The sequence below is a fragment of the Phyllobacterium sp. 21LDTY02-6 genome, assembly GCF_023554255.2.
Lineage (GTDB): Bacteria > Pseudomonadota > Alphaproteobacteria > Rhizobiales > Rhizobiaceae > Phyllobacterium.
In genome coordinates, this window is record NZ_JAMJWD020000001.1 from 735,482 (window position 1) to 761,457 (window position 25,976).

23 protein-coding genes are annotated in these 25,976 nt (G+C 60.1%); 17 read left to right on the forward strand and 6 right to left on the reverse strand.

Annotated features, from left to right (window positions below; translation table 11 throughout):
* Window positions 1-13 precede the first annotated feature (13 nt).
* Window positions 14-1,270: an ABC transporter permease gene (locus M8997_RS03480; RefSeq protein WP_371929508.1), complete on the forward strand. Its 1,257-nt coding sequence runs from the start codon at window positions 14-16 to the stop codon at window positions 1,268-1,270.
* Window positions 1,271-1,294: 24 nt separating this feature from the next.
* Window positions 1,295-2,254: a substrate-binding domain-containing protein gene (locus M8997_RS03485; protein WP_371929509.1), complete on the forward strand. Its 960-nt coding sequence runs from the start codon at window positions 1,295-1,297 to the stop codon at window positions 2,252-2,254.
* Between the two features lie 30 nt (window positions 2,255-2,284).
* Here M8997_RS03485 and treY read toward each other — a convergent pair whose 3' ends face one another.
* Both treY and M8997_RS03495 read right to left on the reverse strand, forming a co-directional pair.
* The gene (treY, locus tag M8997_RS03490; RefSeq protein ID WP_250013697.1) at window positions 2,285-4,891 is read right to left on the reverse strand and encodes a malto-oligosyltrehalose synthase; all 2,607 of its coding nucleotides are present in this window, start codon (window positions 4,889-4,891) and stop codon (window positions 2,285-2,287) included.
* Between the two features lie 23 nt (window positions 4,892-4,914).
* Window positions 4,915-6,339, reverse strand: a complete 1,425-nt coding sequence (locus tag M8997_RS03495) for a trehalose-6-phosphate synthase (RefSeq protein ID WP_250013698.1) — start codon at window positions 6,337-6,339, stop codon at window positions 4,915-4,917.
* A 159-nt stretch (window positions 6,340-6,498) separates the two neighbouring features.
* Between M8997_RS03495 and otsB the strand changes: the two genes are divergently transcribed.
* Window positions 6,499-7,248, forward strand: coding sequence for a trehalose-phosphatase (gene otsB / locus M8997_RS03500; protein WP_250013700.1), 750 nt, complete (start codon window positions 6,499-6,501; stop codon window positions 7,246-7,248).
* A gap of 3 nt (window positions 7,249-7,251) precedes the next feature.
* Here otsB and M8997_RS03505 read toward each other — a convergent pair whose 3' ends face one another.
* Window positions 7,252-8,592 carry a sorbosone dehydrogenase family protein gene (locus M8997_RS03505; RefSeq protein ID WP_250013702.1) on the reverse strand — a complete coding sequence of 447 codons (1,341 nt, stop codon included), beginning with the start codon at window positions 8,590-8,592 and terminating at the stop codon, window positions 7,252-7,254.
* A 268-nt stretch (window positions 8,593-8,860) separates the two neighbouring features.
* On the opposite strand from M8997_RS03505, the gene modA reads away from it, so the two are divergent.
* The 4 genes from modA (at window position 8,861) to M8997_RS03525 (ending at window position 12,731) form a co-directional block, all read left to right on the forward strand.
* Window positions 8,861-9,619, forward strand: a complete 759-nt coding sequence (gene modA / locus M8997_RS03510; RefSeq protein ID WP_250014388.1) for a molybdate ABC transporter substrate-binding protein — start codon at window positions 8,861-8,863, stop codon at window positions 9,617-9,619.
* Between the two features lie 26 nt (window positions 9,620-9,645).
* Window positions 9,646-10,347 carry a molybdate ABC transporter permease subunit gene (modB, locus tag M8997_RS03515; protein ID WP_250013704.1) on the forward strand — a complete coding sequence of 234 codons (702 nt, stop codon included), beginning with the start codon at window positions 9,646-9,648 and terminating at the stop codon, window positions 10,345-10,347.
* On the forward strand, window positions 10,344-11,423 hold the full coding sequence (gene modC, locus M8997_RS03520; RefSeq protein WP_250013705.1) for a molybdenum ABC transporter ATP-binding protein: 1,080 nt from the start codon (window positions 10,344-10,346) through the stop codon (window positions 11,421-11,423). Before modB ends, modC begins: the two co-directional genes overlap by 4 nt.
* 267 nt (window positions 11,424-11,690) lie before the next feature.
* Window positions 11,691-12,731: a glutamine synthetase beta-grasp domain-containing protein gene (locus tag M8997_RS03525; protein ID WP_250013707.1), complete on the forward strand. Its 1,041-nt coding sequence runs from the start codon at window positions 11,691-11,693 to the stop codon at window positions 12,729-12,731.
* Between the two features lie 86 nt (window positions 12,732-12,817).
* Here M8997_RS03525 and M8997_RS03530 read toward each other — a convergent pair whose 3' ends face one another.
* Window positions 12,818-13,660 carry a phytanoyl-CoA dioxygenase family protein gene (locus M8997_RS03530; RefSeq protein WP_250013709.1) on the reverse strand — a complete coding sequence of 281 codons (843 nt, stop codon included), beginning with the start codon at window positions 13,658-13,660 and terminating at the stop codon, window positions 12,818-12,820.
* 236 nt (window positions 13,661-13,896) lie between these two features.
* A complete protein-coding gene (locus M8997_RS03535; RefSeq protein WP_250013712.1) occupies window positions 13,897-14,562 on the reverse strand; it encodes an outer membrane protein in 666 nt (221 codons plus the stop codon).
* A 238-nt stretch (window positions 14,563-14,800) separates the two neighbouring features.
* Between M8997_RS03535 and M8997_RS03540 the strand changes: the two genes are divergently transcribed.
* From M8997_RS03540 to arsH, 4 genes are read left to right on the forward strand one after another with little or no spacing between them, the layout of a single operon-like run.
* The gene (locus M8997_RS03540) at window positions 14,801-15,157 is read left to right on the forward strand and encodes a helix-turn-helix transcriptional regulator (RefSeq protein ID WP_250013715.1); all 357 of its coding nucleotides are present in this window, start codon (window positions 14,801-14,803) and stop codon (window positions 15,155-15,157) included.
* A gap of 45 nt (window positions 15,158-15,202) precedes the next feature.
* On the forward strand, window positions 15,203-16,264 hold the full coding sequence (gene arsB / locus M8997_RS03545; protein WP_250013718.1) for an ACR3 family arsenite efflux transporter: 1,062 nt from the start codon (window positions 15,203-15,205) through the stop codon (window positions 16,262-16,264).
* The gene (gene arsC / locus M8997_RS03550; protein ID WP_250013721.1) at window positions 16,264-16,686 is read left to right on the forward strand and encodes an arsenate reductase (glutaredoxin); all 423 of its coding nucleotides are present in this window, start codon (window positions 16,264-16,266) and stop codon (window positions 16,684-16,686) included. The genes arsB and arsC overlap by 1 nt, the downstream gene beginning before the upstream one ends.
* Complete coding sequence (gene arsH / locus M8997_RS03555) at window positions 16,664-17,389, forward strand: arsenical resistance protein ArsH (RefSeq protein WP_250014390.1); 726 nt, start codon at window positions 16,664-16,666, stop codon at window positions 17,387-17,389. The genes arsC and arsH overlap by 23 nt, the downstream gene beginning before the upstream one ends.
* 29 nt (window positions 17,390-17,418) lie before the next feature.
* On the opposite strand, the gene M8997_RS03560 is transcribed toward arsH, so the two are convergent.
* Window positions 17,419-18,228 carry a helix-turn-helix transcriptional regulator gene (locus M8997_RS03560; RefSeq protein ID WP_250013725.1) on the reverse strand — a complete coding sequence of 270 codons (810 nt, stop codon included), beginning with the start codon at window positions 18,226-18,228 and terminating at the stop codon, window positions 17,419-17,421.
* A gap of 138 nt (window positions 18,229-18,366) precedes the next feature.
* Between M8997_RS03560 and M8997_RS03565 the strand changes: the two genes are divergently transcribed.
* From M8997_RS03565 to pstS, 6 genes are all read left to right on the forward strand, one after another.
* Entirely contained in the window at window positions 18,367-20,475 is a 2,109-nt protein-coding gene (locus M8997_RS03565) for a N,N-dimethylformamidase beta subunit family domain-containing protein (RefSeq protein WP_250013728.1), read from the forward strand.
* A gap of 1 nt (window position 20,476) precedes the next feature.
* A complete protein-coding gene (locus M8997_RS03570) occupies window positions 20,477-21,442 on the forward strand; it encodes an ABC transporter substrate-binding protein (protein ID WP_250013730.1) in 966 nt (321 codons plus the stop codon).
* A 57-nt stretch (window positions 21,443-21,499) separates the two neighbouring features.
* Window positions 21,500-22,333: an ABC transporter permease gene (locus tag M8997_RS03575; RefSeq protein ID WP_250013731.1), complete on the forward strand. Its 834-nt coding sequence runs from the start codon at window positions 21,500-21,502 to the stop codon at window positions 22,331-22,333.
* Window positions 22,330-23,145, forward strand: coding sequence for an ABC transporter ATP-binding protein (locus M8997_RS03580; RefSeq protein WP_250013733.1), 816 nt, complete (start codon window positions 22,330-22,332; stop codon window positions 23,143-23,145). The genes M8997_RS03575 and M8997_RS03580 overlap by 4 nt, the downstream gene beginning before the upstream one ends.
* Before the next feature lie 52 nt (window positions 23,146-23,197).
* Window positions 23,198-24,520 carry a histidinol dehydrogenase gene (gene hisD / locus M8997_RS03585; protein ID WP_250013734.1) on the forward strand — a complete coding sequence of 441 codons (1,323 nt, stop codon included), beginning with the start codon at window positions 23,198-23,200 and terminating at the stop codon, window positions 24,518-24,520.
* Window positions 24,521-24,805: 285 nt separating this feature from the next.
* The gene (pstS, locus tag M8997_RS03590; protein WP_250013736.1) at window positions 24,806-25,897 is read left to right on the forward strand and encodes a phosphate ABC transporter substrate-binding protein PstS; all 1,092 of its coding nucleotides are present in this window, start codon (window positions 24,806-24,808) and stop codon (window positions 25,895-25,897) included.
* The last annotated feature ends 79 nt before the right edge of the window (window positions 25,898-25,976 follow it).

Consider the following 25,976-nt stretch of genomic DNA (forward strand, 5'->3'; position numbering starts at 1 on the left):
AGAAAGGCTGCACATGCCCGATCTCGTTGGACGGTTGAAGAGCGTCCTGAAGCACACAAAACTCTATTGGGGCCTCGGCTTGCTGTTTCTCGTCGGCGTTCTTTCGTCGCCCGTTTCGTCGAAAGGCAACAATATCTTCCTTTCCTTCGGCAATTTGTCGGACGTTTTCCGGCAGGTATCGGTGACCGGTATCACCGCCGTTGGAATGACGCTCGTCATACTCATCGCCGGTATCGATCTTTCCGTTGGCTCGGTCCTGGCGCTCGGCTCGGTGGTCTGCGCCATGTTGCTGACAAATGAAGGATGGTCGGCTGCCTATTCGCTCGGCGTGCCGGCCGTGTTTCTCCTGTCCTTCCTCGTCATATCGAGCATCGCGGCCTTTGCGGTGAAGGCGATGAGGGCTTCGCAGGATTCCAGCGCGGCCGTATCTTCCGGCATGTCCCGCCCGGCGCTGGCGCTGGCGCTCGTCGCAGCGGCCGCTATCGCCGCATGGGTCTTTGCCGGTTCGGGAACGAAGGCCGGCGTCCTGCTTGTCCTCCTCGTGGTGCCCGCCGTCGGCTTCATGCTCGGCGCTATCAACGGCCTTGTCATCGTCGGCGGCAGGCTGCAGCCCTTCATCGTCACGCTGGCGATGATGGTCGCGGGGCTAGGCGTCGCGCGGCTGACGGCAGGACAGAACACGGCGGTCTGGCCGGTCTATACGGGCAGCAATGCCACCGAGAACTTCGAAGTGCTGCGCTCGCTGATCTTCGGCATCGTGCCGGTGCCGGGCGTCATATTCGCGGCCATCGTGCTTCTGTTCTGGGCCGTGCTCACCTTCACCAAGTTCGGGCGGTATATTTATGCGATCGGCGGCAATGAGGAGGCGGCGAGGCTGGCCGGCGTGCCTGTCTGGCGCGTCAAGATCACGGTCTATGCCATATCCGGCTATCTGGCGGCGCTCGCCGGCATCCTCTATGTGGCGCAATACCGCCAGGGCAAGCCGGACGCCGGAATGGGCCTGGAGCTCGATGCGATCGCCGCCGTGGTCATCGGCGGCACCAGCCTCATGGGCGGGCGCGGCTCCATGATCGGCACATTGGTGGGAGTGCTGATCTTCGGTTTCCTCAGCAATATCCTGCAACTCAACAATATCGACAGCAATACCCAGCTCGTCCTGAAAGGCATGATCATCATCGCCGCCGTTCTCCTGCAGGAGCGGCGGTCGAGCGGATGGGCATTCTTTCTGTCGCAGTTGCGGGCGCGCAGCGCATCGAAACACAAGAAATAAAACAAAGGGAGAGAGACGATGTTGATAAACCGACGCTTGTTTACGAAATTGGCGGTGGCGACCGCGCTTGCGACGCCGCTGCTGACGCATATGGCCCTGGCGCAGACCAAGGACAAATATGTGATCGGCTTCAGCCAGACCACCACGGTCGAACCCTGGCGGGTCCAGTTCAACAAGGATCTGGAGGCTGAGGCCAAGAAGCACGACAATGTCGAGCTTCTGATTGCCGACGGGCAGGACAAGACCGAAAAACAGGTTGCCGATGTGGAGAATTTCATCCGGCAGGAGGTGGATGCGATCCTCATTTCGCCCAAGGAGTCGGCCGGGCTGACCGGTGTGGTCGAGAAAGCCATGGATGCGGGTATTCCCGTCATCGTGCTCGATCGCAATGTCGATACGGACAAGTTCACCCAGTGGATCGGCGGTGACAATGTCGTCATTGGCGAAGCCGCAGGCAAATATGCGGTCGAGCTGCTGGGCGGGCCGGGCAAGGCCAAGGGCACGGTCGTCGAGATCTGGGGCGGCCTCGGCACACAGGCCAGCCACGACCGCAGCAATGGCTTCCATAAGCTCACCGATGCGGAAAAGGGGATCACCTATCTGCTCGACAAGCAGTCGGGCGATTGGAAGCAGGACCAGGCCTATAACATCATGGCCACCGCCCTGCGCAATCACGAGGATATTTCGCTCGTCTACGGTCACAATGACCCGATGGCCTATGGCGCCTATCTTGCCGCCAAGGATGCCGGCCGGGAAAAGGACATCCTGTTTCTCGGCGTCGATGGCCTGCCCAATGAGGGTGTCCAGTGGGTGAACAAGGGCGAACTTGCAGCGACTTTCCTCTACCCGACGCCGGGCGCGGAAGGTCTGCGTCAGGCCTTGAAGGTACTCGCCGGCGAGAAGGTCGAAAAGAAGATCGTTCTCGACACCCAGACGATCACCAAGGAAAATGCGCCGGAAATCCTCAAGGCGAACGGCCTCTGATCGGACGGGCGGGCGGCATTGCTGCCCGCCCTATTTCGATACGAGCGTGACCGTCGAAAAATCGCGCATCAGATTGGCGACCTTGAGTTTGGCCCTGGTCGTTATCGACGCATCGGTGATGACGTTCCGCATTTCGATGCCGGTCAGCCGATCAGGTATCGCAAGCGCCGTGTTCTGCCAGTCCGGCAGCGGCATGAACGGGTCCTGATATTTGGACACCGCATCGAAGGGCAGGCGCGGCACGGCGACGATGCAATGCCGCTTGCCCTTGCTGCGCGCAAAGGCGATGACATGATCGGCCATCGGGCCGCTGACCTCCAGCGGCGTATAGGAACCTTCAAGGAACAGCGAGCGCTCCCGTCGCCGCAATTCGAGATGCTTGCCCAGAATTCGTTGCTTTATCGCGCCGGAATGCCAATCGGATAGAAGATTGGACAGGGGAGAGTCGTTGACGTAGCGCAGCCTGTCGCGAAGCGCGGATGGCTCAAGGTCGATCGGTGCAACGACGTTCGACAGAGCAAGATCCCAGCTTTCAGAGCCGATGTGGACGAGCGGGATGCCCGGCGTCGTGGTTTTCAGGACGGTCTGGGAGAAACTGTTGATGGCGCCGGCCACGCGGAACGGACGCGTCTTCTCGGCGAAATCCGCAAGGAAACTGCGGTCGTGAAACAGGTTCTGCACATAGCGCGTCAGCGCCTGCTCGTAAGGCTTGTTGATCTCGGTCCAGAATGCCTCCTTGCGCGCCTCCCTTCCGGCCCGGATGATGAACTGCGAGAGTGTGTTCTCCAGAGTATCGAGGCCGGCCTGATCGTCCAGATGCAAGGTCGCCGGCCAGATCGCCATCAAGGTCTGGTAGATCAGCCATTCGGTTTCCGGCCCGGGCGCCGGCTTGTTCTCCATGCGGATGATGCTGTCCGCATGCCTGGAGCGCCAATCCGACAGGTTCTCGGCCCACAAGGAGGGTGCCTCGGACAGGGCCAGCAGGCGCATGCGCGCATCTTCGCCGAATTTCGTCGCGTAGGAGAAACTGGTGGCGACCATGCCATGGGGCGCTGCCGCCGCCTTGTTGGCCATCTGCCGGTGGAAAGCCCCGACGGGATCGTCGGCAGTCGCCATGCGCAATGTCATGTCGTCCACTGCGAGCGGGCCACGGTCGTAGCGGTAGGATTCCTCCACCGCCTGCGCCATCACGGCGGCGGAAAGCTGCTGGAAGCGCCTGTCGAACGCCTGAACCAGTTCAGGCGATGCCGTTTTCCATTCGACACGGCCGGCCTGGAAAATGCTTGCATAATCCGGCTTGTGCTTCGGCGAGGAATAGGTGCGGAAAACCGGCATTTCAGCGATGGCGGCACTGATCGCCTGCCGGACGGCCATGCCCTTGCCCTTCTTTGTAGCGGCTGCGAGCAGAAGATCGCCCAGTTCGCGCAGCTCGGCTCCGAATTTCTTGTGAAGTATGGCCGACTTGGCGTGGCGGTAATGAAAGTGGTTATCGTCGACATTGCCGATGCTCTGGCCGTAGAGCCGGTCCATTTCGTCCAGTTTCGCATGATCCACGAGCACATTGGCAACAGCCGATATGAATTCATAACCGGCGGTTCCCTGGACCGGCCAGTGGGGTGTGTGTTCCTCGCCGGCCAGGAGAATCTTGTCGGTGACGATATAGGCTGAATCGCCGGCAAGACGCCGCAGCTCTTCCAGGTAGTTGTCCGGATTGCCCAGGCCATCGATCTGGTTCACCCGAAAACCCGAAACGGCACTGTTCTCCAGAAGGTCGATGGCGACGCGATGGAAATCCGAAAATGCTGCCGGTTCACCCATGTCGATGCCGACGGATATGGCGGAATCATAGGAGTGGCGGTAGTTCAACGCCGCCGGAATGTCGGATTCGGCGATCAGTTTCCAATGTTGCTGAGCGAGCAGGTCGTCGCGGGCGGCGCGATCCTGCAGCATGCCGTTCAAATGGCCGGCAAGCCGGAGGCGGGATGCTATCGGGGCATCATGGTAGGCCTTGCCGAGACCAAGACGAAAGTCCTCGGCTGCTTCCGGCTTGGCAGCCGCTGCCAGATCGCGAAATGCATCCGCCAGCGCGTCGCTCAGATCGCCCAGCGCCGTTGCGTAGGAGCCCGGCGCCAATGGGACGAAACCTTCGGGATAGGTCAATCCGATCGTATTCGTTGCGGAATCGAATTTGATCGTGATGTTGCCCGCCTCGATCTCCTCGATCAGCGGACGCTCAAGCGCCGGAATGGCAAGCGTCTTGCGCCAGTCGATGTCGAAATAGCTGGCGAAAGGGCTCTTCGGTCCCCATTCCAGGACGGAAAACCACCATTTATTGCTATGTTTTGCGGGCGTCTGGTTCGGATTGATGTCGATGATGAGCGGAATGCCCGCTGCGCGAAGCGAATTGTCCAGCAATGCGAATCCCGGTTCGCCGCCCGCCTGTTCGTCCAGCCGCGTCGGGTCGAAGGAGCGTCGGCCGCTGCCGGCATCGGCCGTATCGAATGCCGAGGAAATACTCAGGCTGTCTATGCCGAGGTCCGTGAGATAAGGAACTGCCTTCGCCACGTCGCGGAACGTTATTCCGTTCCTCAGGAGCAATCGGTAGGCTGAGGTCGGCATATGCTGGGTAGGGGCCATGCTGTTACTTCGTCTCCATTGGCTTAGACGTTGGGATGGGCTTCGGCGGGCGCCAGCCTCCCGGACGATTGCGCCTGTTGCTCGGCATGACCGAGCAGGGCGTTCAGATATTTCCGCTGCCACCACTGCGCATCATGGTCGGTCACCCGTCGCAAGAGTTTGCGGTGGCGCAGCTGGCGTTCTTCCAGGGGCATGGTCGCCGCCTTGTGGATGGCTTCCGCGACTTCCTGTATGTTGTAGGGATTGACCAGAATGGCTTCCCGCAGTTCCTCGGCAGCACCGGCGAACTTCGAAAGGATGAGAATGCCCGGGTCGCTGTCGTCCTGCGCCGCGACATATTCCTTGGCGACGAGGTTCATGCCGTCGCGCAGCGGCGTGATCAGGCCGATCAGGCTCGATTTGAACAATGGAGCGAGCTTCGTGCGGGGGATGCTACGGTTGATATACTGGATCGGAGCCCAATTGAAATCGGCGAACTTGCCGTTCACCGCCCCTGCAAGCTGTTCGAGTTCGGCTCTGATGTCGCCATAGGCCGATACGTCCTCGCGGGACGGCGAGGCTATCTGGAGATATTCCGCATGGCCCTGATATTCAGGGTATAGATCAAGAAACTTGCGGAATGCCTTGATTCGATGCGGCAATCCCTTGGAATAATCAAGCCGGTCGGCCGAGATAAGCTGAAAGCGGCGCAGGACCTTGCGGCGCATTCGTTCCAGTTCCACAGCATCGTCCGGCTTGCTCGACGTCTGGGCGAATTGCTTGACGTCGATGCCGATAGGATAATGCCCGATATGCACCGTACGCTCCCTTACGCGCACCAGCTCCGGCGAAATGATGTCGGCGTCCGAATGTTCTTCCAGGTAGCGATGGAAATTATGCACGTCATTCAGCGTCTGGAAGCCGACCAGATCGTATTGCAGCAGGCAATATCGCAACCAGGGATGGCGCGGTACGGCCGAAAACACATCCACCGGCGGGAAGGGGATGTGCAGGAAGAAACCGATGCGGTTGTCGATCCCGAGCTTGCGGAGCTCGGCCGCCATCGGCATCAGATGATAGTCGTGGATCCAGATGACGTCGTCGTTCTCGAGCTGCGGCGCGAGTAGTTTGGCGAAACGTTCATTGACTGCGGAATATCGATCGACGAATTCCGTCCGGTAATCCATGAGGTCCAGCCGGTTATGGAATGCCGGCCACAGGACCTTGTTGGAGAAGCCCAGATAATATTGTTCATGCTCGGCATTGGTCAACGGCGTGGTCAATATCGAGATGTTGCCATGCTCCGAACGGCGCAGGTCTCCGACCGCGTCCTGGACGTTGCCGTCCCAGCCCATCCACAATCCGCCCTGAGAGCGGAGCGCATCGATTATTCCTACTGTTAATCCGCCTGCCTGATTTTTCTTCGCAAGATTTGCTGTCCGGTTTGAAACAACAACAAGCCGTCCCATATAATTGTCCCTTACGTCCTAGGAGTAAAATTGAACCCCTCGCAACGCGTATGGTTCCATATTTTTGGCAGGAATCGGGGAAAAAATAAGAACTTGCCGAACAAAATGCCCTATCTGTGAGTTCTTCCCTCAGACAAACAGCAGCAGCGAAACGATTTGATGACCCTAGAAACTGTCCACCCGCTTCCCCTCGACCTCAGGGAATGGGCGCTCTTCATCGATATCGATGGGACACTCATAGACCTTGCCCCGACGCCCTCCGCCATCATCATCCCGAAAGAGCTGCCGCATCAGCTCGCCGTCGTCCAGCGCCGGGCCGGTGGTGCCATGGCGCTCGTCACGGGACGGGCCATCAGCGCCGTCGACGAGATGTTCCACCCGAACAGGCTGCCGGTCGCCGGAATGCACGGCGCTGAAATGCGCGACGGAGCAGGGACCGTCACATACAAGTCCGTGGAACCTGCGGATCTCGATCCCGCCCGCCTCGAACTCGATCTTCTTGCCAAGCGCTGGCCCGGCGTGATCCTGGAAGACAAGGGCCGGGCCCTCGCCATCCACTACAGGCAGGCGCCGGAGGCAGAGCCGGCCATCCACAACGCACTCGGCGGTATCCTGAAGGGGCTCGGCGACAGCTGGAAGTGCCAGGAGGGCAAGATGGTGGTGGAGATCCACCCGGCCGCGGCCAACAAGGGCGATGCGGTTTCGACCTTCATGCAGAGCCCGCCCTATCTTGGCCGCAAACCCTTCGTCATCGGCGACGATCTGACGGATGAAACCATGTTCCGCATCGCCAATGACGCCGGGGGGCGCTCGGTCGGCGTCGGCAATCCGCCTTTCGACAGCATTGCGCAATACCGCATCGGATCGGCGGATGAGGTGCGAGACTGGATCGGCCGCCTTGCCGCCTGAGACCTAAGGCCGGGCAGTGACCCGCCAGACCTTGTTGCCGGCGTCGTCTGCGACCAGGAGAGCGCCGTCCCTTGCGATCGCAACGCCGACGGGACGGCCGAATGCCTTGCCGCTGCCTTCATCGACAAAGCCGGTAAGCACATCCTTCGGCCTGCCTGAGGGCTGGCCGTTCTCGAACGGCACATAGATGACCTTGTAACCGCTGCGCGGCTTGCGGTTCCATGAACCATGCTGGCCGACAAACGCGCCATTGGCATAGTCCGGGCCGAGCGCCATACCCTTGTTGAATGCCAGCCCGAGCGATGCGGTATGGGCGCCGAGCGCATAGTCCGGCTTTATGGCCCTGGCCACGAGGTCCGGATTCTGCGGCTTGACGCGAACATCGACAGTCTGCCCGTAATAGCTGTAGGGCCAACCGTAAAAGCCGCCATCCTTCACCGAAGTCATATAGTCCGGCACGAGGTCGCTGCCGATCTCATCGCGCTCGTTCACGGCGACCCACAGGGCTCCATTGTCCGGGTTCCATGACAGCCCGTTGGGATTGCGCAACCCCGACGCAAATACGCGTTGCGCTCCGGTCTCCAGATCGATCTCGAGCACGTTCGCGCGGTTCTTTTCCGCAGCCATGCCGTTTTCGCCGACATTGCTGTTCGAACCGACGGTCGCGTAGAGCTTCTTTCCGTCGGGCGATGCGATAACGTCCTTCGTCCAGTGATGGTTGATCGGCCCTCCGGGCAGATCGGAAACATGTTGCGGCGAGGCGCTCGCTTCAAGATCGCCGTCGGCATAGGGCACGGCGACGATCGCATCGGTATTGGCGATGAACAGCCGCCCGTTGGAGAGCGTCATGCCAAAGGGCGAGTTCAATCCTTCGAGGAATGTGTGGCGTATTTCGGCGACGCCGTCATTGTCGGCATCGCGCAGCAATGTGATGCGGTCGGCGCTTCCGGAGCGGGCGCCGGCGCGGCGCATGAGGAGCTGCGCCACCCATTCGCGAATGCTGAACTTGCCGCTTTCCTCCTTGGCGGGCGCATCGGACTCGGCGACCAGAACGTCTCCGTTCGGCAGCACATGAAGCCAGCGCGGATGCTGCAGGTCACCGGCAAGGGCATTGACACGCAATCCCGGTGCGGGTTCCGGGGTGGCGCCCTCGGCCCAGCCGGCGATGCGGGCGATGTTGACCGTTGGTATCGGCTTCGGGTTTGGAGCCGGCAGGACGGGATCGGGACCATAACCATCCTCGACTGCCACCTTGGCGGATTCCTGCGAGTAGAAATAAACGCCGGCGGCGCCAAGCACGATCAATATGAGAAGGATCAGTATGCCCAAGGCCAACAGCTTCATTTGCTCATCCTTTTCATTATCCTGCGACGATCATTGCGGAATTTGCCTGCGATGAAAAGCGGCGAGGGGATTGATCATTGATTGAATGCTGCGCCAGCCATGTTTGTTCCCGGCGAGCGGACGAATGCCAGAGCCGTGCAACTTTCGTTATATTTGGCCGGATATAACACTGGCCAAAATGACAAGGATCGATATATTCGTGCGGATATCACGATTTTCAGGGAAGAGTGCCATGCGCATGATCGGATTGAAGAAGCTTGGCGGCGTCATGGCCGTGATCTGCCTGATGTTCTCGTCCGCTGCTGCACCCGCCCGGGCCGAGGAGGCGGTGACCGTTTTTGCGGCAGCCAGCCTGAAGAACGCCATGGACGACGTAGTGGCGGCCTGGATGAAGGAAAGCGGCAAGCAGGCCGTGGCTTCCTACGCGTCGAGCTCGGCCCTGGCCAAGCAGATCGAGGCGGGAGCACCCGCGGACATATTCATCTCCGCCGATCTGGAATGGATGGACTATCTCGCGAACAAGAACCTCATCAAGCCGGCCAGCAGGAGCAATCTTCTCGGCAATCGGCTCGTGCTTGTCGCCCCCGAGGGGCAGGCAGAGCCGATCGAAATGAAGCAAGGGCTCGATCTCGCGCGCTTGCTCGATGGCGGGCGTCTGGCAATGGGGGAAATCAATACCGTTCCGGCCGGTAAATACGGCAAGGAAGCGCTGCAATCTCTCGGGATCTGGCCTGCGGTGGCGAACAGCATCGCTGGAGCGGAAAATGTGCGCGCGGCGCTGCTTCTCGTGGCGCGCGGGGAAGCTCCCTACGGTATCGTCTATGAGACCGATGCAGCCGCCGACAGCAAGGTCGAGATCGTCGCTACGTTCCCGGAAGCAAGCCACAAGCCGATCGTCTATCCCGTCGCAGTGCTGGCGGAAAGTGACGACCGCGAGGCGGAATCGCTGCTGGCCTTCATGAAATCGGAGCGCGCCGCACCATTCTTCCGCAAGCACGGTTTCACCGTGCTTACCCCGGCCACGTAGTTGCGGCGAACGGAATCGGGGCCGATGTGAGCTGGTTTGCACTGACGGACAGCGAATGGGTAGCGTTGCTGCTGAGCCTGCGCATAGCCTCGGTCGCGACCCTGTGCAGCCTGCCGCTGGCCATCATCACCGCCATGGCGCTGGCGCGGGGCAGGTTTCCCGGCAAATCGCTTTTGAACGGCATCGTGCATCTGCCGCTGGTTCTTCCGCCTGTGGTCACCGGCTTCGTGCTTCTGGTTCTGTTTGGTCGGCGCGGCCCGATCGGCGCATTCCTTGCGGATCATTTCGGTCTCATATTCTCGTTCCGCTGGACGGGCGCGGCCCTGGCCTGCGGCGTCATGGGGTTCCCGCTGATGGTCAGGAGCATCCGCCTGTCAATCGAGGCCATCGACCGAGGGCTGGAAGACGCGGCCGCCACGCTCGGCGCCAATCCTGCCTGGGTGTTCGTCACCGTCACCTTACCCCTGATGCTGCCGGGGGTCATCGCCGGAGCCATACTCGGCTTCGCCAAGGCGGTTGGCGAGTTCGGCGCGACCATTACCTTCGTGTCCAACATTCCGGGCGAAACGCAGACGCTTTCCGCGGCGATCTATACGCTGACCCAGGTTCCGGGCGGCGATGCCGGCGCGTTTCGCCTGACGATCATCGCCGTAGTCGTTTCGATGGTCGCTCTGCTCGCATCCGAATTCGCCGCGCACAGCATCAACCGTCGGATGCGCGCCGCATGACCCTTTCCTTCCAGGCAAAGCAGAGGCTGGGCGTGTTCGAACTCGATGCCGAGTTCACCGCCGGTCCGGGAGTGACCGCTCTCTTCGGCCGTTCGGGATCGGGCAAGACATCCATCATCCGCTTGCTGGCGGGGCTTTCCCGACCCGCCAAAGGCCATATCCTGTTCGATGGCGATGTCCTTCTCGACACTGAAAAGGGTGTTTTCGTGCCGAAGCATCGGCGAGGATTCGGCTATGTCTTCCAGGATGGCAGGCTGTTTCCGCATCTGACGGTCGAGAAGAATCTGCGATATGGGATGTGGTTCGCCGCCAGCCAGCGCAAGAGCACACAATTCAGCCAGATCGTGGACCTGCTCGGCATCGATGGCCTGCTGCAGCGGCGGCCTGCCAATCTCTCCGGAGGCGAAAAGCAGCGCGTTGCGATCGGGCGGGCGCTGCTCGCCGCGCCACGCCTCCTGCTGCTGGACGAACCGCTTTCCGCGCTCGACGACCCGCGAAAGGCGGAAATATTGCCTTACCTGCAAGCACTTCGTGACGAGATGCGCATTCCGATCATCTATGTCACGCATGCCATGGCCGAAATCGCGCGGCTGGCAGATCGCGTGATCGTCCTCAGGGATGGAAAAGTCGGCATGAGCGGCGATGTCGACATGCTGCTCAACCATCCGGAGACGGTGGTGGAGATGGACGAGGGACGGGATGCGGGCGCCTTCGTCGAAGGCATGATCGCCGATCATGACGATCGATATGGCCTCACGACGGTCATGCTCGGCTCCCAGCGGCTTTTCGTGGCCGGCACATTCCCGGCGGAGACGCGGATGGCGCGCTTCCACATCAGCGCCAGGGATGTCATGCTGGCGACGCGCCGCCCGGAGGAAATCAGCGCGCTCAACATTCTGGAGGGGCGCGTGGAGAGTTTGCGGCCCACAGTGCCCGGCGTTGTGGATGTCCAGGTCAATTGTGGCGGTGCGCTGATCATATCGCGGCTGACGCAGCTTTCCTGCGAGAATCTGGCGCTTTCGCCCGGCAAGGACGTATTCGCCATCATCAAATCCGTCAGTTTCGCCCCACTTTGATCCTGCCGCTTGCCAAAGCAGCTTCTGCCTAAATTCAGTGCAACTTGCCACTGTACTTTGCACCGCTGTTCACCGGATGGGACCGGCCGTTGACTTTCGCCAGGGTGAACCGTGAGCCGAGTAAGGGCTTTTGACCGGAGAATCCGGCTCGTCAGAAAATTATTTGGGGGGCGATGCTCAAGTTGGCACGGAACCTGCACTGTTGTGGACGACCGTATCGTCCCCGTCGGAATTCGCTGTCCGACGCAGCATTACAGGAAGGTTGAAATGACAAAATACAAGCTCGAGTACATTTGGTTGGACGGATACACGCCCGTGCCGAACCTGCGTGGCAAGACGCAGATCAAGGAGTTCAGCAGCTTTCCGACGCTTGAGCAGTTGCCGCTTTGGGGCTTTGACGGCAGCTCCACCATGCAGGCCGAAGGACGTAGCTCCGATTGCGTGCTGAAGCCGGTGGCGCTCTATCCGGATAGCGAGCGCAAGAATGGCGTGCTCGTCCTCTGCGAAGTGATGATGCCCGATGGTGTCACGCCGCATCCTTCGAATACCCGCGCTTCGATCCTTGACGACGAAAATGCCTGGTTCGGTTTCGAGCAGGAGTATTTCTTCTACAAGAACGGCCGTCCGCTCGGCTTCCCCGAGACGGGTTACCCGGCGCCGCAGGGCCCGTATTACACCGGTGTCGGCTACAGCAATGTCGGTGACGTCGCGCGCCAGATCGTCGAGGAACATCTCGATATCTGCCTAGCCGCCGGCATCAATCACGAAGGCATCAATGCCGAAGTTGCCAAGGGCCAGTGGGAATTTCAGGTGTTCGGCAAGGGCTCACGCCGCGCCGCCGATGAGATCTGGATGGCGCGCTATCTGCTGCAGCGCCTCACCGAGAAATACGGCATCGATGTCGAATATCATTGCAAGCCGCTCGGCGCCACCGATTGGAACGGTTCGGGCATGCACGCCAATTTCTCGACCGCCTATATGCGCGAAGTTGGCGGCAAGGACTATTTCGAGGCGCTCATGGCAGCCTTCGACGAGGCCCGCGCCGACCATATTGCCGTCTACGGCCCGGACAATCACATGCGCCTGACCGGCCAGCACGAGACGCAGTCGATCGACACGTTCAGCTATGGTGTTGCCGACCGTGGCGCTTCGATCCGCGTCCCGCACAGCTTCGTCAACAACGGCTACAGGGGCTACCTCGAAGATCGCCGTCCGAACTCGCAGGGTGATCCGTACCAGATCGCATCGCAGATCCTGCGGACGATCGCTACCGTACCGACCGAGACCGAGATATCGGCAGCCGCCTGATCGGCCCGGTGTGAAACTGAAAATGGCGGGGGCCTCGGCTCCCGCCATTTTCATGCCTGCCCATGGCGGGCGATCGAGAAAAACGGCTAGGCCGGGTCGGATCCCATCACCAGACCTTCGATATCGTGCTTCTGGGTCACGGGGACGAGTTCATCCACGACGCGGCACACGAGATGCTGCTTCACAATATCGGGCAAGCTGTCGAAATAGGCCTGCGTTACCATCATGTCGTGCAATTCGGCATGTCCGGCTCCCGGCGCATCGACGCCGAGCACCATCACTGGCCGGGAGATGGGGGAGGCGTGGGCGGTGCCGCGATGGACGGTGAGTGCCGAGCGGCAGGATATATCGCCGAGTTGGGGAAATTTGCGCACCGCGCGGCTCTGGAAGGTCGGCCAGATTTCCTTCGGCGGAAACATTTCGTGCTTCCATTCGCGGCCATCATCATATTGCGTTCCGGGCGCTACTTCGAAGGGGCCCATATCCTCGGTGACATCGACGCCGGTAAGATTGAAGGCCAGCGACGTGATCCGGCGATCTTCGTAGGTGTCCCTCGGTGACGGAAAATCCCTGTGCCACGGCTGGAACTTGGCGCCCTGGAACGGCACGTCGAACCCGATCTCGACGATCTGATAGTCTTTGCCCAGCGCGTTCTCGCACATGGCGACGACCCAGGGATGGGTGACAAGATCGACAAATCCCGAAAATTCTTCCGGGTGGATTTCCACATACCAGCGGCGAGGACCACGACCGACGGCGCCGCCCGGTCTCTGGATCGATGTCCAGAAGGCGGTCATCATGTCCTCCCTCATGTTTTCAGCCCATTCCCTTGAAAACGCGGATTTTTTCCCGACGATGCCGTCGGTGCGAAGCGTCTCGATATCGCGCTGGATCTCTTCTGCCCCGACTGACTGATGCTGACTGTCCATAATCTCCTCCCAGATATCAACATGGCTTATTTATATTTATAAGTCGAAACAGCCGGCCTTGCCAAGCCTTGATAACCGTTAAAGGCCCGAACGAGATGCGGCCGCAGACGTTCCACGTCGGCAGGCAATAACGGGCAATTGGAAGCAGAGAATGGGTTCGAAGGCTGCGCTTCGGCGCGGCTATCGAAAAAATCAGGCGGGCAAAGGAGATTTTGCCCGCCTTGAGATGAAAATTGCTAGAATTTGTAGCTGATGCCCAGCTTCAGAGCATGCGTCTTCAAATCCACATTGTAGTCGGCGCCTGCGAAGTCGAAGTCCTGATCGCCGAAATCGGTATAGCGATATTCACCGCGCATGATCCAATTGTCCGTGATGGCATATTCGATGCCCGCACCAACTGTCCAGCCGACATAGGTGTCGTCGTCGGAGAATCCGTCGACGCCATCGGTGATGCTGTGCTCATAATTGCCGAAGGCCACGCCGCCGGTGATATAAGGCAGCACGCGGTCCATGGCATAGCCGAGACGTGCCCGCACCGAACCTTGCCATTGAAGTTCGCTGTCCCCCGAAATGATACCGACCTCGTCGTCGCCATTCATGTCGCTGTAGTCGATATCGGCCTCGATGCCGAGAACGACATTGTTGCTGAACTGGTAATTATACCCGGCATATACACCGCCCAGAAATCCATCCGGGTCGAAGGACATGCTGCCGAAGTCGGAATCGAGATCCGACTTGCCCCAGCCATAGCCGGCCGCGGCACCGATATAGGGTCCTGTCCAGGTGAATTGCGGTACCTCTTCGACAGCCGGCGCTGGCGGTTCCAGAACCACGTCAGCGGCGAGGGCGGGAGTCGATACCAGAAGGCATGCGGTCAGAAATAACCATCTTTGCTTGATCATGGACTGTCCTCCACTTCGAACGTTAGAGAAACGGACATACTACGCTCGTTTCAGACAAAAAGTGTCACTTATCGATCACAGAGGGCACTTAAATGGGCCATTTTGCGACAAAACTGGCCGGTTTGGCGGCTGAAAACCTCCATTGCCCCCGATCTGGGGAGCCGCCGACCATTGATCGAACAGCGCTGCGCCCACAGCCTCGCTTGACAGTTCTCCATTAATCGAGATATCTGGATATATGGAAAAAGAAGCGACTATCGAAGCTCTTGCTGCTCTCGCGCAACCGTCGCGCATGGACGCATTCAAGCTCATCGTGATGCACGAGCCGGAAGGCATCGCTGCAGGCGAGATCGCCCGCCAACTGGACATTCCCCAGAACACCATGTCGTCGCATCTGGCGATCCTGTCCCGGGCGGGCCTGATCGTATCGGAGCGGCAAAGCCGGTCCATCATATACAAAGCGAGCTTTGGCAATCTTCGCGCCGCCATCAATTATCTTCTCAAGGATTGCTGCCGGGGGCACCCGGAGATTTGCGCCCCTCTCATCGCTGACATCGTTCCCTGCTGCGCGCCAGGGGAGAAGGCGGATGGATGACGCGCTTCGTTTCGCTCCAAGTCTGTTTCGCTCCAAGGAAGTACGATGTCGGTCTTTGAACGTTATCTAACCCTCTGGGTGGCGCTTTGCATCGTGGCGGGTATCGCCCTCGGGCACTTCTTTCCCGGTCTCTTCCAGGCGATCGGGGCGGCCGAATATGCCCGGGTCAATCTGCCGATGGCGGGCCTGATCTGGCTGATGATCATCCCGATGCTGCTGCGGATCGACTTCGCCTCGCTTCGCAGCGTCGGAGCGCACTGGCGCGGCATCGGCGTCACGCTGTTCATCAATTGGGCAATCAAGCCGTTTTCCATGGCTTTGCTGGGCTGGCTGTTCGTCGGCTGGCTGTTCCGGCCCTATCTGCCGGCTATCCAGATCGATTCCTATATTGCAGGGCTGATCATTCTTGCCGCCGCGCCTTGCACCGCAATGGTGTTTGTCTGGTCCAACCTTACCAAGGGCGAGCCGCATTTCACGCTGTCGCAGGTGGCGCTCAATGATGCGATCATGGTCGTCGCCTTTGCGCCTATCGTCGGGCTGCTGCTTGGTCTCTCGGCGATCACCGTTCCCTGGAGCACGCTCATTCTATCGGTTGTCCTCTATATCGTCGTCCCTGTCGTGATTGCCCAGTTCATCCGCCGGCAATTGCTGAAAAATGGCGGCGAAGCTGGCCTTGAAAGGCTACTGGCCATCCTCCAGCCATTGTCGCTGCTGGCATTGCTTGCGACCCTCGTCATGCTTTTCGGCTTCCAGGGAGAACAGATCATCGCCCAGCCACTGGTGATCGCGCTGCTGGCCGTGCCTATCCTCATCCAGGTCTATTTCAATTCCGGCCTGGCTTATATTCTCAACCGGATCAGCGGCGAAGAACATTGCGTTGCCGGACCGTCGGCCTTGATCGGAGCCAGCAACTTCTTCGAGCTCGCCGTCGCAGCTGCCATCAGCCTGTTCGGCTTCAATTCGGGGGCCGCGCTCGCGACCGTCGTCGGCGTGCTCATCGAAGTGCCGGTGATGCTTTCGGTCGTTTGGATCGTCAACAGAAGCAAGGACTGGTATGAGCGAGGTGCAGCGGTCCAAAATCTTCAAAAAGCGGAAAGGACCGTCTGATGACAGTCACCATCTATCACAATCCATCCTGCGGCACGTCACGCAACGTGCTGGCCCTGATCCGCAATGCCGGAATCGAACCGACGATCATCGAATATCTGAAGACGCCGCCGGCAAGGCAGGAATTGAAGGATCTGATCAGCAAGGCCGGCTTGACGGTGCGCCAGGCGCTTCGAGAGAAGGGAACGCCATTCGCGGAGCTTGGGCTCGGCGACCCTTCACTGGATGACGAGCAATTGCTGGACGCCATCGAGGCCCACCCGATCCTGCTCAACCGCCCTTTCGTCGTTACGGAAAAGGGCGCAAGACTTGCGCGGCCATCCGAGACGGTGCTGGATATTCTGCCGGGCCCGCAGAAGGGAGCCTTTTCCAAGGAAGATGGCGAGATGGTCATCGACGATGAAGGAAAGCGCATTGTCTGATCTGCCCAATACTCTGTCTGGCGCCCTGGATATTCCCGACGTCGAAAAGCTGGTCGCTCGACCGTCGAACCATCGTCCGCGTATCCTCCTGCTTTACGGTTCGCTCCGGAAAGTCTCGTACAGCCGGCTGCTGACGCAGGAAGCTGCCCGGTTGCTGGAGCATTTCGGCGCGGAAACGCGTATTTACGATCCGGCAGGCCTGCCATTGCCCGACGATGCGCCTGTCGATCATCCAAAGGTGCAGGAACTGCGCGACCTGTCGCTATGGTCGGAGGGTCAGGTCTGGACCAGCCCCGAGCGGCACGGTGCAATGACCGGGGTTATGAAGTCGCAGATTGACTGGATACCGCTGGCGATGGGAGCGATAAGGCCAACGCAGGGGCGCACGCTGGCCGTCATGCAGGTCTCGGGAGGCTCGCAATCATTCAATGCGGTCAACCAGATGCGCGTGCTGGGGCGTTGGATGCGCATGATCACGATCCCCAACCAGTCCTCTGTCGCCAAGGCCTATCAGGAATTCGACGAGCACGGGCGCATGAAGCCCTCCGCCTATTATGATCGCGTCGTTGATGTGATGGAGGAGCTGGTGAAGTTCACGCTGCTGACCCGCGACGTAACCTCCTATCTGACCGACCGCTACAGCGAACGGAAGGAGAATGCGGCAGCGCTGGAGCAGCGCACGAACCTGAAGGCGGCAATCTGAGTTCAGACATGCGATCCGGGGCGGCCTGGCTAGGCCGCGTCGGCATGCGTCAACTGCTCGAAGATCGGCATCATCAATGCGAAAAGCTCGGCCTGGGACGACAGATTGCACTTGCGATAGAGCTGTTTGCGAAAGACTTTCACCGTTTGCGGGCTGATGTCCAGGTTCAGGCCGATCGACGGCGATGAATGCCCGCGCAGGATGAGAAGAGCCACCTCGGCCTGCCTGTGGCTGAGATTGACGGCAAAGCGCGTACGCATGGCATTGATCAGGCTTTCCGTCAGCGACAACTCGGGTTTCGTGCGTACGGAGGCCTCCACCGAAGGGGTAAGGTGAGCTTTCAGCAGCGCCATGATCACCGGCTGGTGCTTTCGCAGGACGGCATCGGCCTTGCTGGAGAACATGTCGCCGGATGAACCGTCCTTTCCCATGGAAATGGTCGCCGTCATGTTCCTGCCGATGGTCATGACGATGGAAATCTCGTCGGTGATACCTATGCGGCCATAATACCATTCGTAATAACGACTGCGCTTGAACTGATCGGGAGCGACATCCAACAGCCGGTAGATACCGGATTTTCCGCGTTCCAGATGGAAATGATAGATCGGGTCGAGGACGTAGGCCCCGGTGAGGTAATCGCTTTCGATATACTGGAAGACGTCGGGTCCATAGATGCGCCGGAACCTGACGGATGGCGTCTGGGTGCCATCGAAAATGATCACGACAATATTGTCGAAATCCATACATTGGCGCAGGTAGACTTCCAGTTTCTCGTAAAAGTCGGCTTTACCGACGGAATCTATGGCTCTCGCCAGGCTGTCCAGCTCATTTGCCGCCATGGAATACCCCTTTGGGGGTATATACCCCTGCATGTGGAATTTGTGACTGTATAGCTAAGAATTAAGGGGTATCTGGTCGCAGATCAATGGTCTGGGATTCGCCGGATAATAGCGGACAACCGCTAAGGCAGAGTTGAGATGAAGAAGCGCGTCAATCATAACGCCATGCCGTTCATCGGTTACACGACGCCCTGGAGCACGGGATCGGGCAGACCCGTAGCCTTGCATCTGTCCTGTGCAGTGAAGCCGGATGCCATCGAAATCAGGCGGCTGGACGACGGTTCGCGGCAGCCTATGCCGTGGCGCGTCACGCCGCTGGACGATGGTCCCGTCCACCGCGACTTCGAGCAAGGCTCCTACCTTGCGGTCAGGAGCGATGAGCTCGAGAAGATCGAACGGGTCACGGCCGTCCGCTTCGAGCTGCTGCTGACCAGCAACCCCGACCCGCGTACCGTTCTCGACCTTGGCAACACGGTGCTACGACTGGCGGACTACCGGTTCGAGCTGGAGCAGGGCGGCCAACGACATCCGCTCGATGCCGCCATTCCTCAGCGGCGCTGGTTCAACGTTGTCCTCCGCGATGATCGCGGTCTCCTGAGCATCGAGTTGAGTGGCGCGGATCCGCTTGCACCGTTTCACTTCAAGGAGACGGTCGCCGGGATGCGTTGGGACGCCTTGGTCGGCGATCTCCTGTTCGGCACAGACAGGCACTTCGACAGGCCGACTCTCAATGCGCGGTTTTCGTCGATCGCATTGGCAACCGTGTCGTCCGGCCATGCCTGGCAGTTTCCGACGCTTTTGCCCGATGGGCCGCTGCTCTCGAAGGGCAATGGAGCGGCTCTCGCGCTGGAACTGGTCAATCTGCCGACGTGCTGCGTGACCTCTGCGCGCTGGGACGGATCGGCATTGGACCCGCGCCTGGTGCCGGATCACTATGATGCCGTGCATTGCCATGATGATGACATGGCCGCGCTCGGTTGGCCTGCATCCTATCGGGTGGACGTGCCGGAAACGGCCGACTGCGGGGTCTACGCCTTCGAGATCCGGGGCGCCGGGGCAAAGGAACAGATCGTGTTCTTTGTGTCTTCCGATGCCGCGCGCAATCCGCTGCTGTTCATCGTTCCGACCGCGACCTATCTCGCCTATGCCGACGAAATTCTGCCGGAACATCTCTATGAATGGCAATGCGACGATCGCGGCCACCGGCTGGCCGTGGATAATAATTTCAGGTCGCTCTACGACTATCATGGCGACCTGAGCGGGGTTTCGATCTGTTCCTATCAGAAGCCCAAGGCCACGCTCCGGGCAGATTATCGCTATCCGCTCGGCGATTGCCCGCACAACCTCCCGGTCGATCTTCATTTCCTGCGGTTCTGCCACAATAACGGGATCGCTTTCGACCTGATTACCGATCACGAGCTTCATCTTCGCGGCGCGGCAGGCCTTCGCGGCTATTCGGCAATCGTGACCGGAAGCCACCCCGAATATCTCTCCATCGAGATGGAAAGCGCCTACAGGGAATTCGCGGCCGGCGGCGGCAATATCGCCTATATGGGCGGCAATGGCTTTGCGGGCGTCGTCGCGTTCAAGGACGATCTGATGGAACTGCGGCGTTCGCCGCTCGAGGCCGGACGGACCTGGGATGGACCGATAGCCGAGCAGAATCTCGCCATCACCAATGAGCCCGGCGGACATCTGCGATCCCGCGGCAAGGGCGAGTTTTCGCTGGTCGGCGGCGCGATCTCCCTGATGGGGTTCGATGCAGCCCGGCCATTCACCAGAACGCCCGATAGCTACGATGCCAGGCACCAATGGCTGTTCGACGGCGTCACCGCCGCGACATTCGGCGAGGACGGCATCGTGCTCGGCGGTGCGGCGGGCTACGAAGTCGACGCCACCGACATGCGCCTTGGAACATCGCCCGATACCATCGTGGTTGCCAGGGCCGACGGCTTCCCGGACAGCTTCTTCCATGATCCGTCGCGCTGGTACGAAGGCGGCGATAGCCAACGCGACGGACGGCGCTGCGGCGAGATGACCGTCAGGTACCTGCCGGCTGGCGGGATCATTTTCTCCGCAAGTTCCGTAGCCTGGCTCGGAGCGCTGCCATCCGGCAACGAAATGAACGATGTCGGGGAAATGAACGATGTCGGGCGGATAACGCTGAATGTCCTGCGTCAAATGGCATTACAATCCGGCGAAGAAAACATAATAGATCATTCGGATCCAATCGACAGAGGAGAATAACATGATCAGGAAACTGGCATTGGCGCTGGCAGTGATGACTGCCACGCTGACCGCCGCACAGGCGGAAACGATCAAGCTCGGGCTGCAGCCCTGGCTAGGATATGGGCCGTTGTGGGTGGCGGAGGAGAAAGGCTTCTTCAAGAAAAACGAGATCGACGTGGCGCTGACCACGTTCAACTGGGATCAGGACATGACCGCGGCGCTTGCCAGCGGCAATCTGAACGTCATCGCCAGCGCCACCAACGGCATGATCACCAATTTCAACCAGAAGGTCGATCAGAAGGGTTTCCTGATCATGGATCTGTCGTTCGAGGCGGATGCCATCATCGCCGGCAAGGACATCGCCTCCATCAAGGATCTGAAGGGCAAGAAGGTGGCCTTCGAAGCCGGTGCGACCAGCGATCTGCTCATCAATTATGCACTGAAGCAGAACGGCATGACGATCGCCGATGTGGAGCACGTTCCGATGGGCGCGTCGGAAGCGGGGCTCGCCTTGATTGCCGGCCGCGTCGATGCTTCGGTCACCTATGAGCCCTATATCTCGACGGCCCTGGCCCAGGGCGGCGACAACAAGGTCATCTACACGGCCGCCGAAAAGCCCGGCCTGATCGGCGACATGCTGACGGCTTCGTCGGAGTGGATCAACGCCAACCCAAAGGATGTCCAGGGTCTGATCCGGGCCTGGGACGACGCGATCAACTTCATCCGCTCCAACCCGGAAGAGGGCAAGGCCATCATCGCCAAGGCCGTGGGCAGCCCGATGGCCGAGTTCGAGCCTGCATTCAAGGGCGTGCGGCTCTATAATGTCAAAGAGAATGTCGAGGCACTGAAAGGGGAATTCCAGGGTTCGCTCCAGACCGTCGGTGAAATCCTGCACGCGACCAATCCCGACAATATCAAGACTGTTCCCGCCCCGGCCGACCTCCTGTCGCTCGATTCATTGAACGCGGTAGCGGCAAAACAATAACGGCAAGTCCGGCGCTCGATGCGAGCGCCGGCCAGTCCTTCAGGCGAGGAAAGCACCATGACACAACAGGCGACAGGCAGCGGCAAGCCGGCAAGGAAGCGCAAGGGCCTGCTGAAGCTGCGGCAGGACATACCCGACAGCATCTTTTCCGCCGCCGGTTTCGTGATACCCGTGGTGCTGTTCCTGCTGTGGTGGGCGGTGACGGCTATGGGGCTGGTGCGCCCCTTGTTCCTGCCGAGCCCATGGAGCGTCATCGGCGAGGGCTGGCGCCAATTGATGGAAGGCATTCTCTTCGCCGATGCTTCGGTCAGCATCTACCGCATCCTCATCGGCTGGCTGGCTGCTACCGTCATTGCCGTGCCGGTCGGAATATTGATGGGCAATTACAAGCTCATCGAGGGATTGCTGGAGCCGTTGATTTCGACGGTGAGATACATGCCCGTCGTCGCGCTCATTCCGCTTTCGATCCTGTGGGCCGGCATCGGCGACGGGCAGAAGATACTCATTCTCTTTCTCGGAACGTTTTTTCAGCAGGCGCTGATGATCATGGACAATGTGAAGAACATTGATCTCAATCTGATCCGTGCGGGGCAGACGCTGGGCTTCAGCAACAATGAAATTCTGCGCCGCATCATCCTGCCCGCGGCGCTCCCGGGCATCTGGGATACGTTCCGCATCACGATCGGCTGGACCTGGACCTATCTCGTCGTGGCGGAACTCGTCGCCGCGAATGCGGGCCTTGGACGCCGCATCATGGATGCCCAGCGCTACCTGTCGACCGATACGATCCTGTTCGGGACGCTTTTTATCGGGCTGCTCGGCCTTCTGACCGACTATCTGTTCAAGCGCGGCGGCAGGTCATTGTTCAAATGGAGCAGCCAGACCCGATGAGCAATTTATCCACTCAGGCGGCAGGCGCTGCGAAAGTATCGATCGTCGGCGTCGGCAAGACCTTCAATGTCTCGGGCCGCGATCTGGTCGCGATAGAAAAGATCGACCTCGACATCGGCAGGAATGAGTTCGTGTCGATTGTCGGCACGTCCGGCTGCGGCAAGTCCACCTTGCTCAACATGGTTGGAGGACTGGACGAACCAACATCCGGCGAAATCCTGATCGACGGCAAGCCGGTCAACGGACCGGGCAGGGATCGCGGCTTCGTGTTCCAGACCTACAGCCTGTTCGAATGGATGACCGTGGAAGGAAACATCCGTTTCGCCCTGGAAAAAAGCACCTTCTCCAAGGCCGAGAAGAGCGAACTGGTGGCGCATTTCGTCCACGCGGTCGGATTGTCGGGCTTTGAGAAGGCATTTCCGAAACAGCTGTCGGGCGGCATGCGCCAGCGCGTCGCCATCGCCCGTGCGCTGGTCTACAAGCCCTCGATCCTGCTGATGGACGAACCCTTTGGCGCGCTGGATGCACAGACGCGGGGGATGATGCAGGAATTGTTGCTGCAGATATGGGACGATCACAAGGTGACGGTGCTTTTTGTCACCCATGATGTCGATGAGGCCATTTTCCTCGCCGACAGGGTGGTCGTTCTTGCCAGCCGGCCCGGGAGGATCAAGAAGGTGCTGCCGATAGAGCTGGAAAGGCCACGATCGTTCGAAGTGCTGACCGATCCGACCTTCGCCGCCTACAAGCGGGAAATCCTCGCCGACATTCGCGAAGAGACCCTGAAACTGATGGCCATGGACCATTCCTGACAGAAACATGCCGCCTGCCAATCGGCCAGATCGAGTTCGAAGAAGACACCACATGACCCACGCAATAGCGCTCCATGATCTTGCTGCCCTCACTGCGGAAGAGCGCAACGCGCTCCTGCTTCGCGCCGAGGACGACCTGTCCTATTTCCTCGAGCGGGTGCCGCCCATCATCGAGGCGGTGCGACGCGAAGGCGACGAGGCGCTGGTGCGGTTTGCCCGCGAGTTCGATGGCGTGACGCTCGACCCCGGCAGGCTGGCCGTCGAGGAGAGCGAATTCGACGAGGCATTCAAGGCCCTCGATGCCGAGATGATCGAGACGCTCGAATATTCGGCCGACAACATACGGCGCTTCCATGCAGCGCAATTGCCCGGCGACATGTGGATCAAGGAGATCCGCCCCGGCGTGCTGGTCGGCGAGCGATATACGCCGATCGACAGCGCCGCGCTGTATTCGCCGAGGGGGAAGGGCTCGTTTCCCTCTGTAACGCTGATGACCGCCATCCCCGCCATTGTTGCCGGCGTGAAGCTTCCCATCATCCTGACGCCGCCCGGACCGGACGGCAAGGTCGATGCGGCGACGCTCGTCGCGGCGCGCATCGCGGGCGTCGAGAAAGTGTTCCGGGTGGGCGGGGCGCAGGCGGTGGCTGCGGCGGCATTCGGTACTGCCAGCATACCGAGGTGCCACAAGATCGAGGGTCCGGGAAGCCCGTGGTTCCTGGCCGGCAAGCGGCTGCTGCAAGGCAAGATCGCCTCGCGCCTGCCTGCCGGGCCGAGTGAAATCATCATATTGGCCGACGAGACGACCGACCCCCGGATGGCTGCCTTGGACCTGCTGATCGAATCCGAGCACGGCCCCGACAGTTCTGCCTTTCTGGTGACGTGGGATCGTGATTTTGCCGAGAAGGTGCGACAGGCCATACCGGCCTATTGGGAGAAGATGAGCAGCAAGCGCGCCGGGTTCTCGGCGACCGTGCTGGGCGGGTCGAGCGGCGGCATCGTCATTGCCTCGTCGCAGCAGGAGGCCTACGACTTCGTCAATGATTATGCGCCGGAGCACCTGCAAATTCTGTCGAAGCAGCCGTTCGATCACCTGTCCGAAATCCGCAATGCCTCCGAAATCCTGCTCGGGGAATATGCGCCGGGATCGATTGCAAACTACATGATGGGGCCGAATTGCGTCCTGCCGACATCGGGTGCGGCGCATGTCCACTCGCCGTTGGGCGTGCATGACTTCATGAAGAGTGCATCCATCGGCCACATGACGGCAAAGGGATATGCCGAGATGGCGCCGCATACCCACAGGTTCGCAACCTATGAAGGCTTCGACGCCCACGCAAATGCGGTGTCCGGGCTGCGAAATTTCAATCATCGCTGATACTTGGCTCCGCCGAAGCTGGCGCAGCTTCGATCAGATTCGTTGCCCCTGGGCCTGACAAGATCCCTGTCGGGCCCTTGGCATATCTGCGCCTGATATGGCCGGATTGCGTCGGCACGACAGCGCCCTGTCATCAATGTTTCAACAAACCAAGTTACTGAGAAACTGGCATTAGTTTTAAAGAACAGCGCCCGAACATTCATATGCTCTCTGAACGGGTGGCCTCCGGTCTCCCTGCAACTTTACGATGTTTATGACTACGAGGCGTCGATAATGGAATGTTTCTTGCTGCGCAGCCGTTTGCAACTGGCCGCGGTCTGCTCCGGTCTTGAAGCGGCTTTATTTGGAGCGGGTCTGTTGATGATCGGCCTGCTTCTGGGCTCGAGCGCTCGGGCAGAGCCGATCCGGGGCGCGGGCTCGACATTTGCAGCGCCGATCATAGCAAAATGGGCCGAGAACTACCGGGCGTCGCGCGTCGACGGTGGCGATTTCGCCTCACCCGACTGGACGGTGGACTACGAACTCGTCGGTTCGCTGGCGGGGGTGATGCGGCTTGATCAGCCGGAACTCGATTTTGCCGCGACCGACGTTCCGATATCGCATGATGAACTGGTGAAGCATGGGCGCCAGCAGTTTCCGATCGTGCTGGGCAGCGTGGCCGTAGCGGTCAATCTCGAGGGCATTGCAGCCGGCGACCTGAAACTGTCCGGTCAGGTCCTGGCGGATATCTACCTCGGCAAGATACAGTCCTGGGCCGATCCGGCCATCAAGGAGATCAATCCCGACCTGCAGCTTCCAGACGTCAAGATTCTGCCGATGTATCGCAAGGACGGATCCGGCACGACCCATATGTTCACGCAATATCTGTCGTCCGCCAGCGCTGAATGGAAGGCCGGATATGGCGCCGACACGTTGATTGCCTGGCCGGTCGGCACGGGCGTCGAGGGCACGCAGGATCTTGTTCTTGCGGTGAAGGCGACGCGAGGTGCAATCGCCTATGCCGAATATGGCCAGGCCGAGCGGGCCAATCTGGCATTCGCCGCCATCCTGAACCGGGCGGGCAGGTTCGTCAGCCCTGGTCCGGAAGGCGTCAGGGCGGCGCAGGACGCTGTCGATTGGTCGAAGGCCCAGGATTTTGCCGTCTCTCTGACGGACCAGCCGGGTGAGGCGACATATCCGATCTGCGGGGCTACCTATGCGGTCGTGCCGATCGAGGGGCAATCGCCGGGGCGCTATCGCCGCGTCCACGATTATTTCCGCCTGGCATTCGATACTGGGGCCAGGGATGCCGAGGCGCTTCGGTATGTGCCGCTATCGGAGCCGCTGGTGAGTGAGATCAAGCAATATTGGCTGAGACAACCCGCGGCTGGACATTGAACGCAATGGCAGCCCGGAGCAGGCCCGCGCCCAGATGCGGGAAAATACGGATCGCGCCTCGGCGCTGTGGGGATAGGAC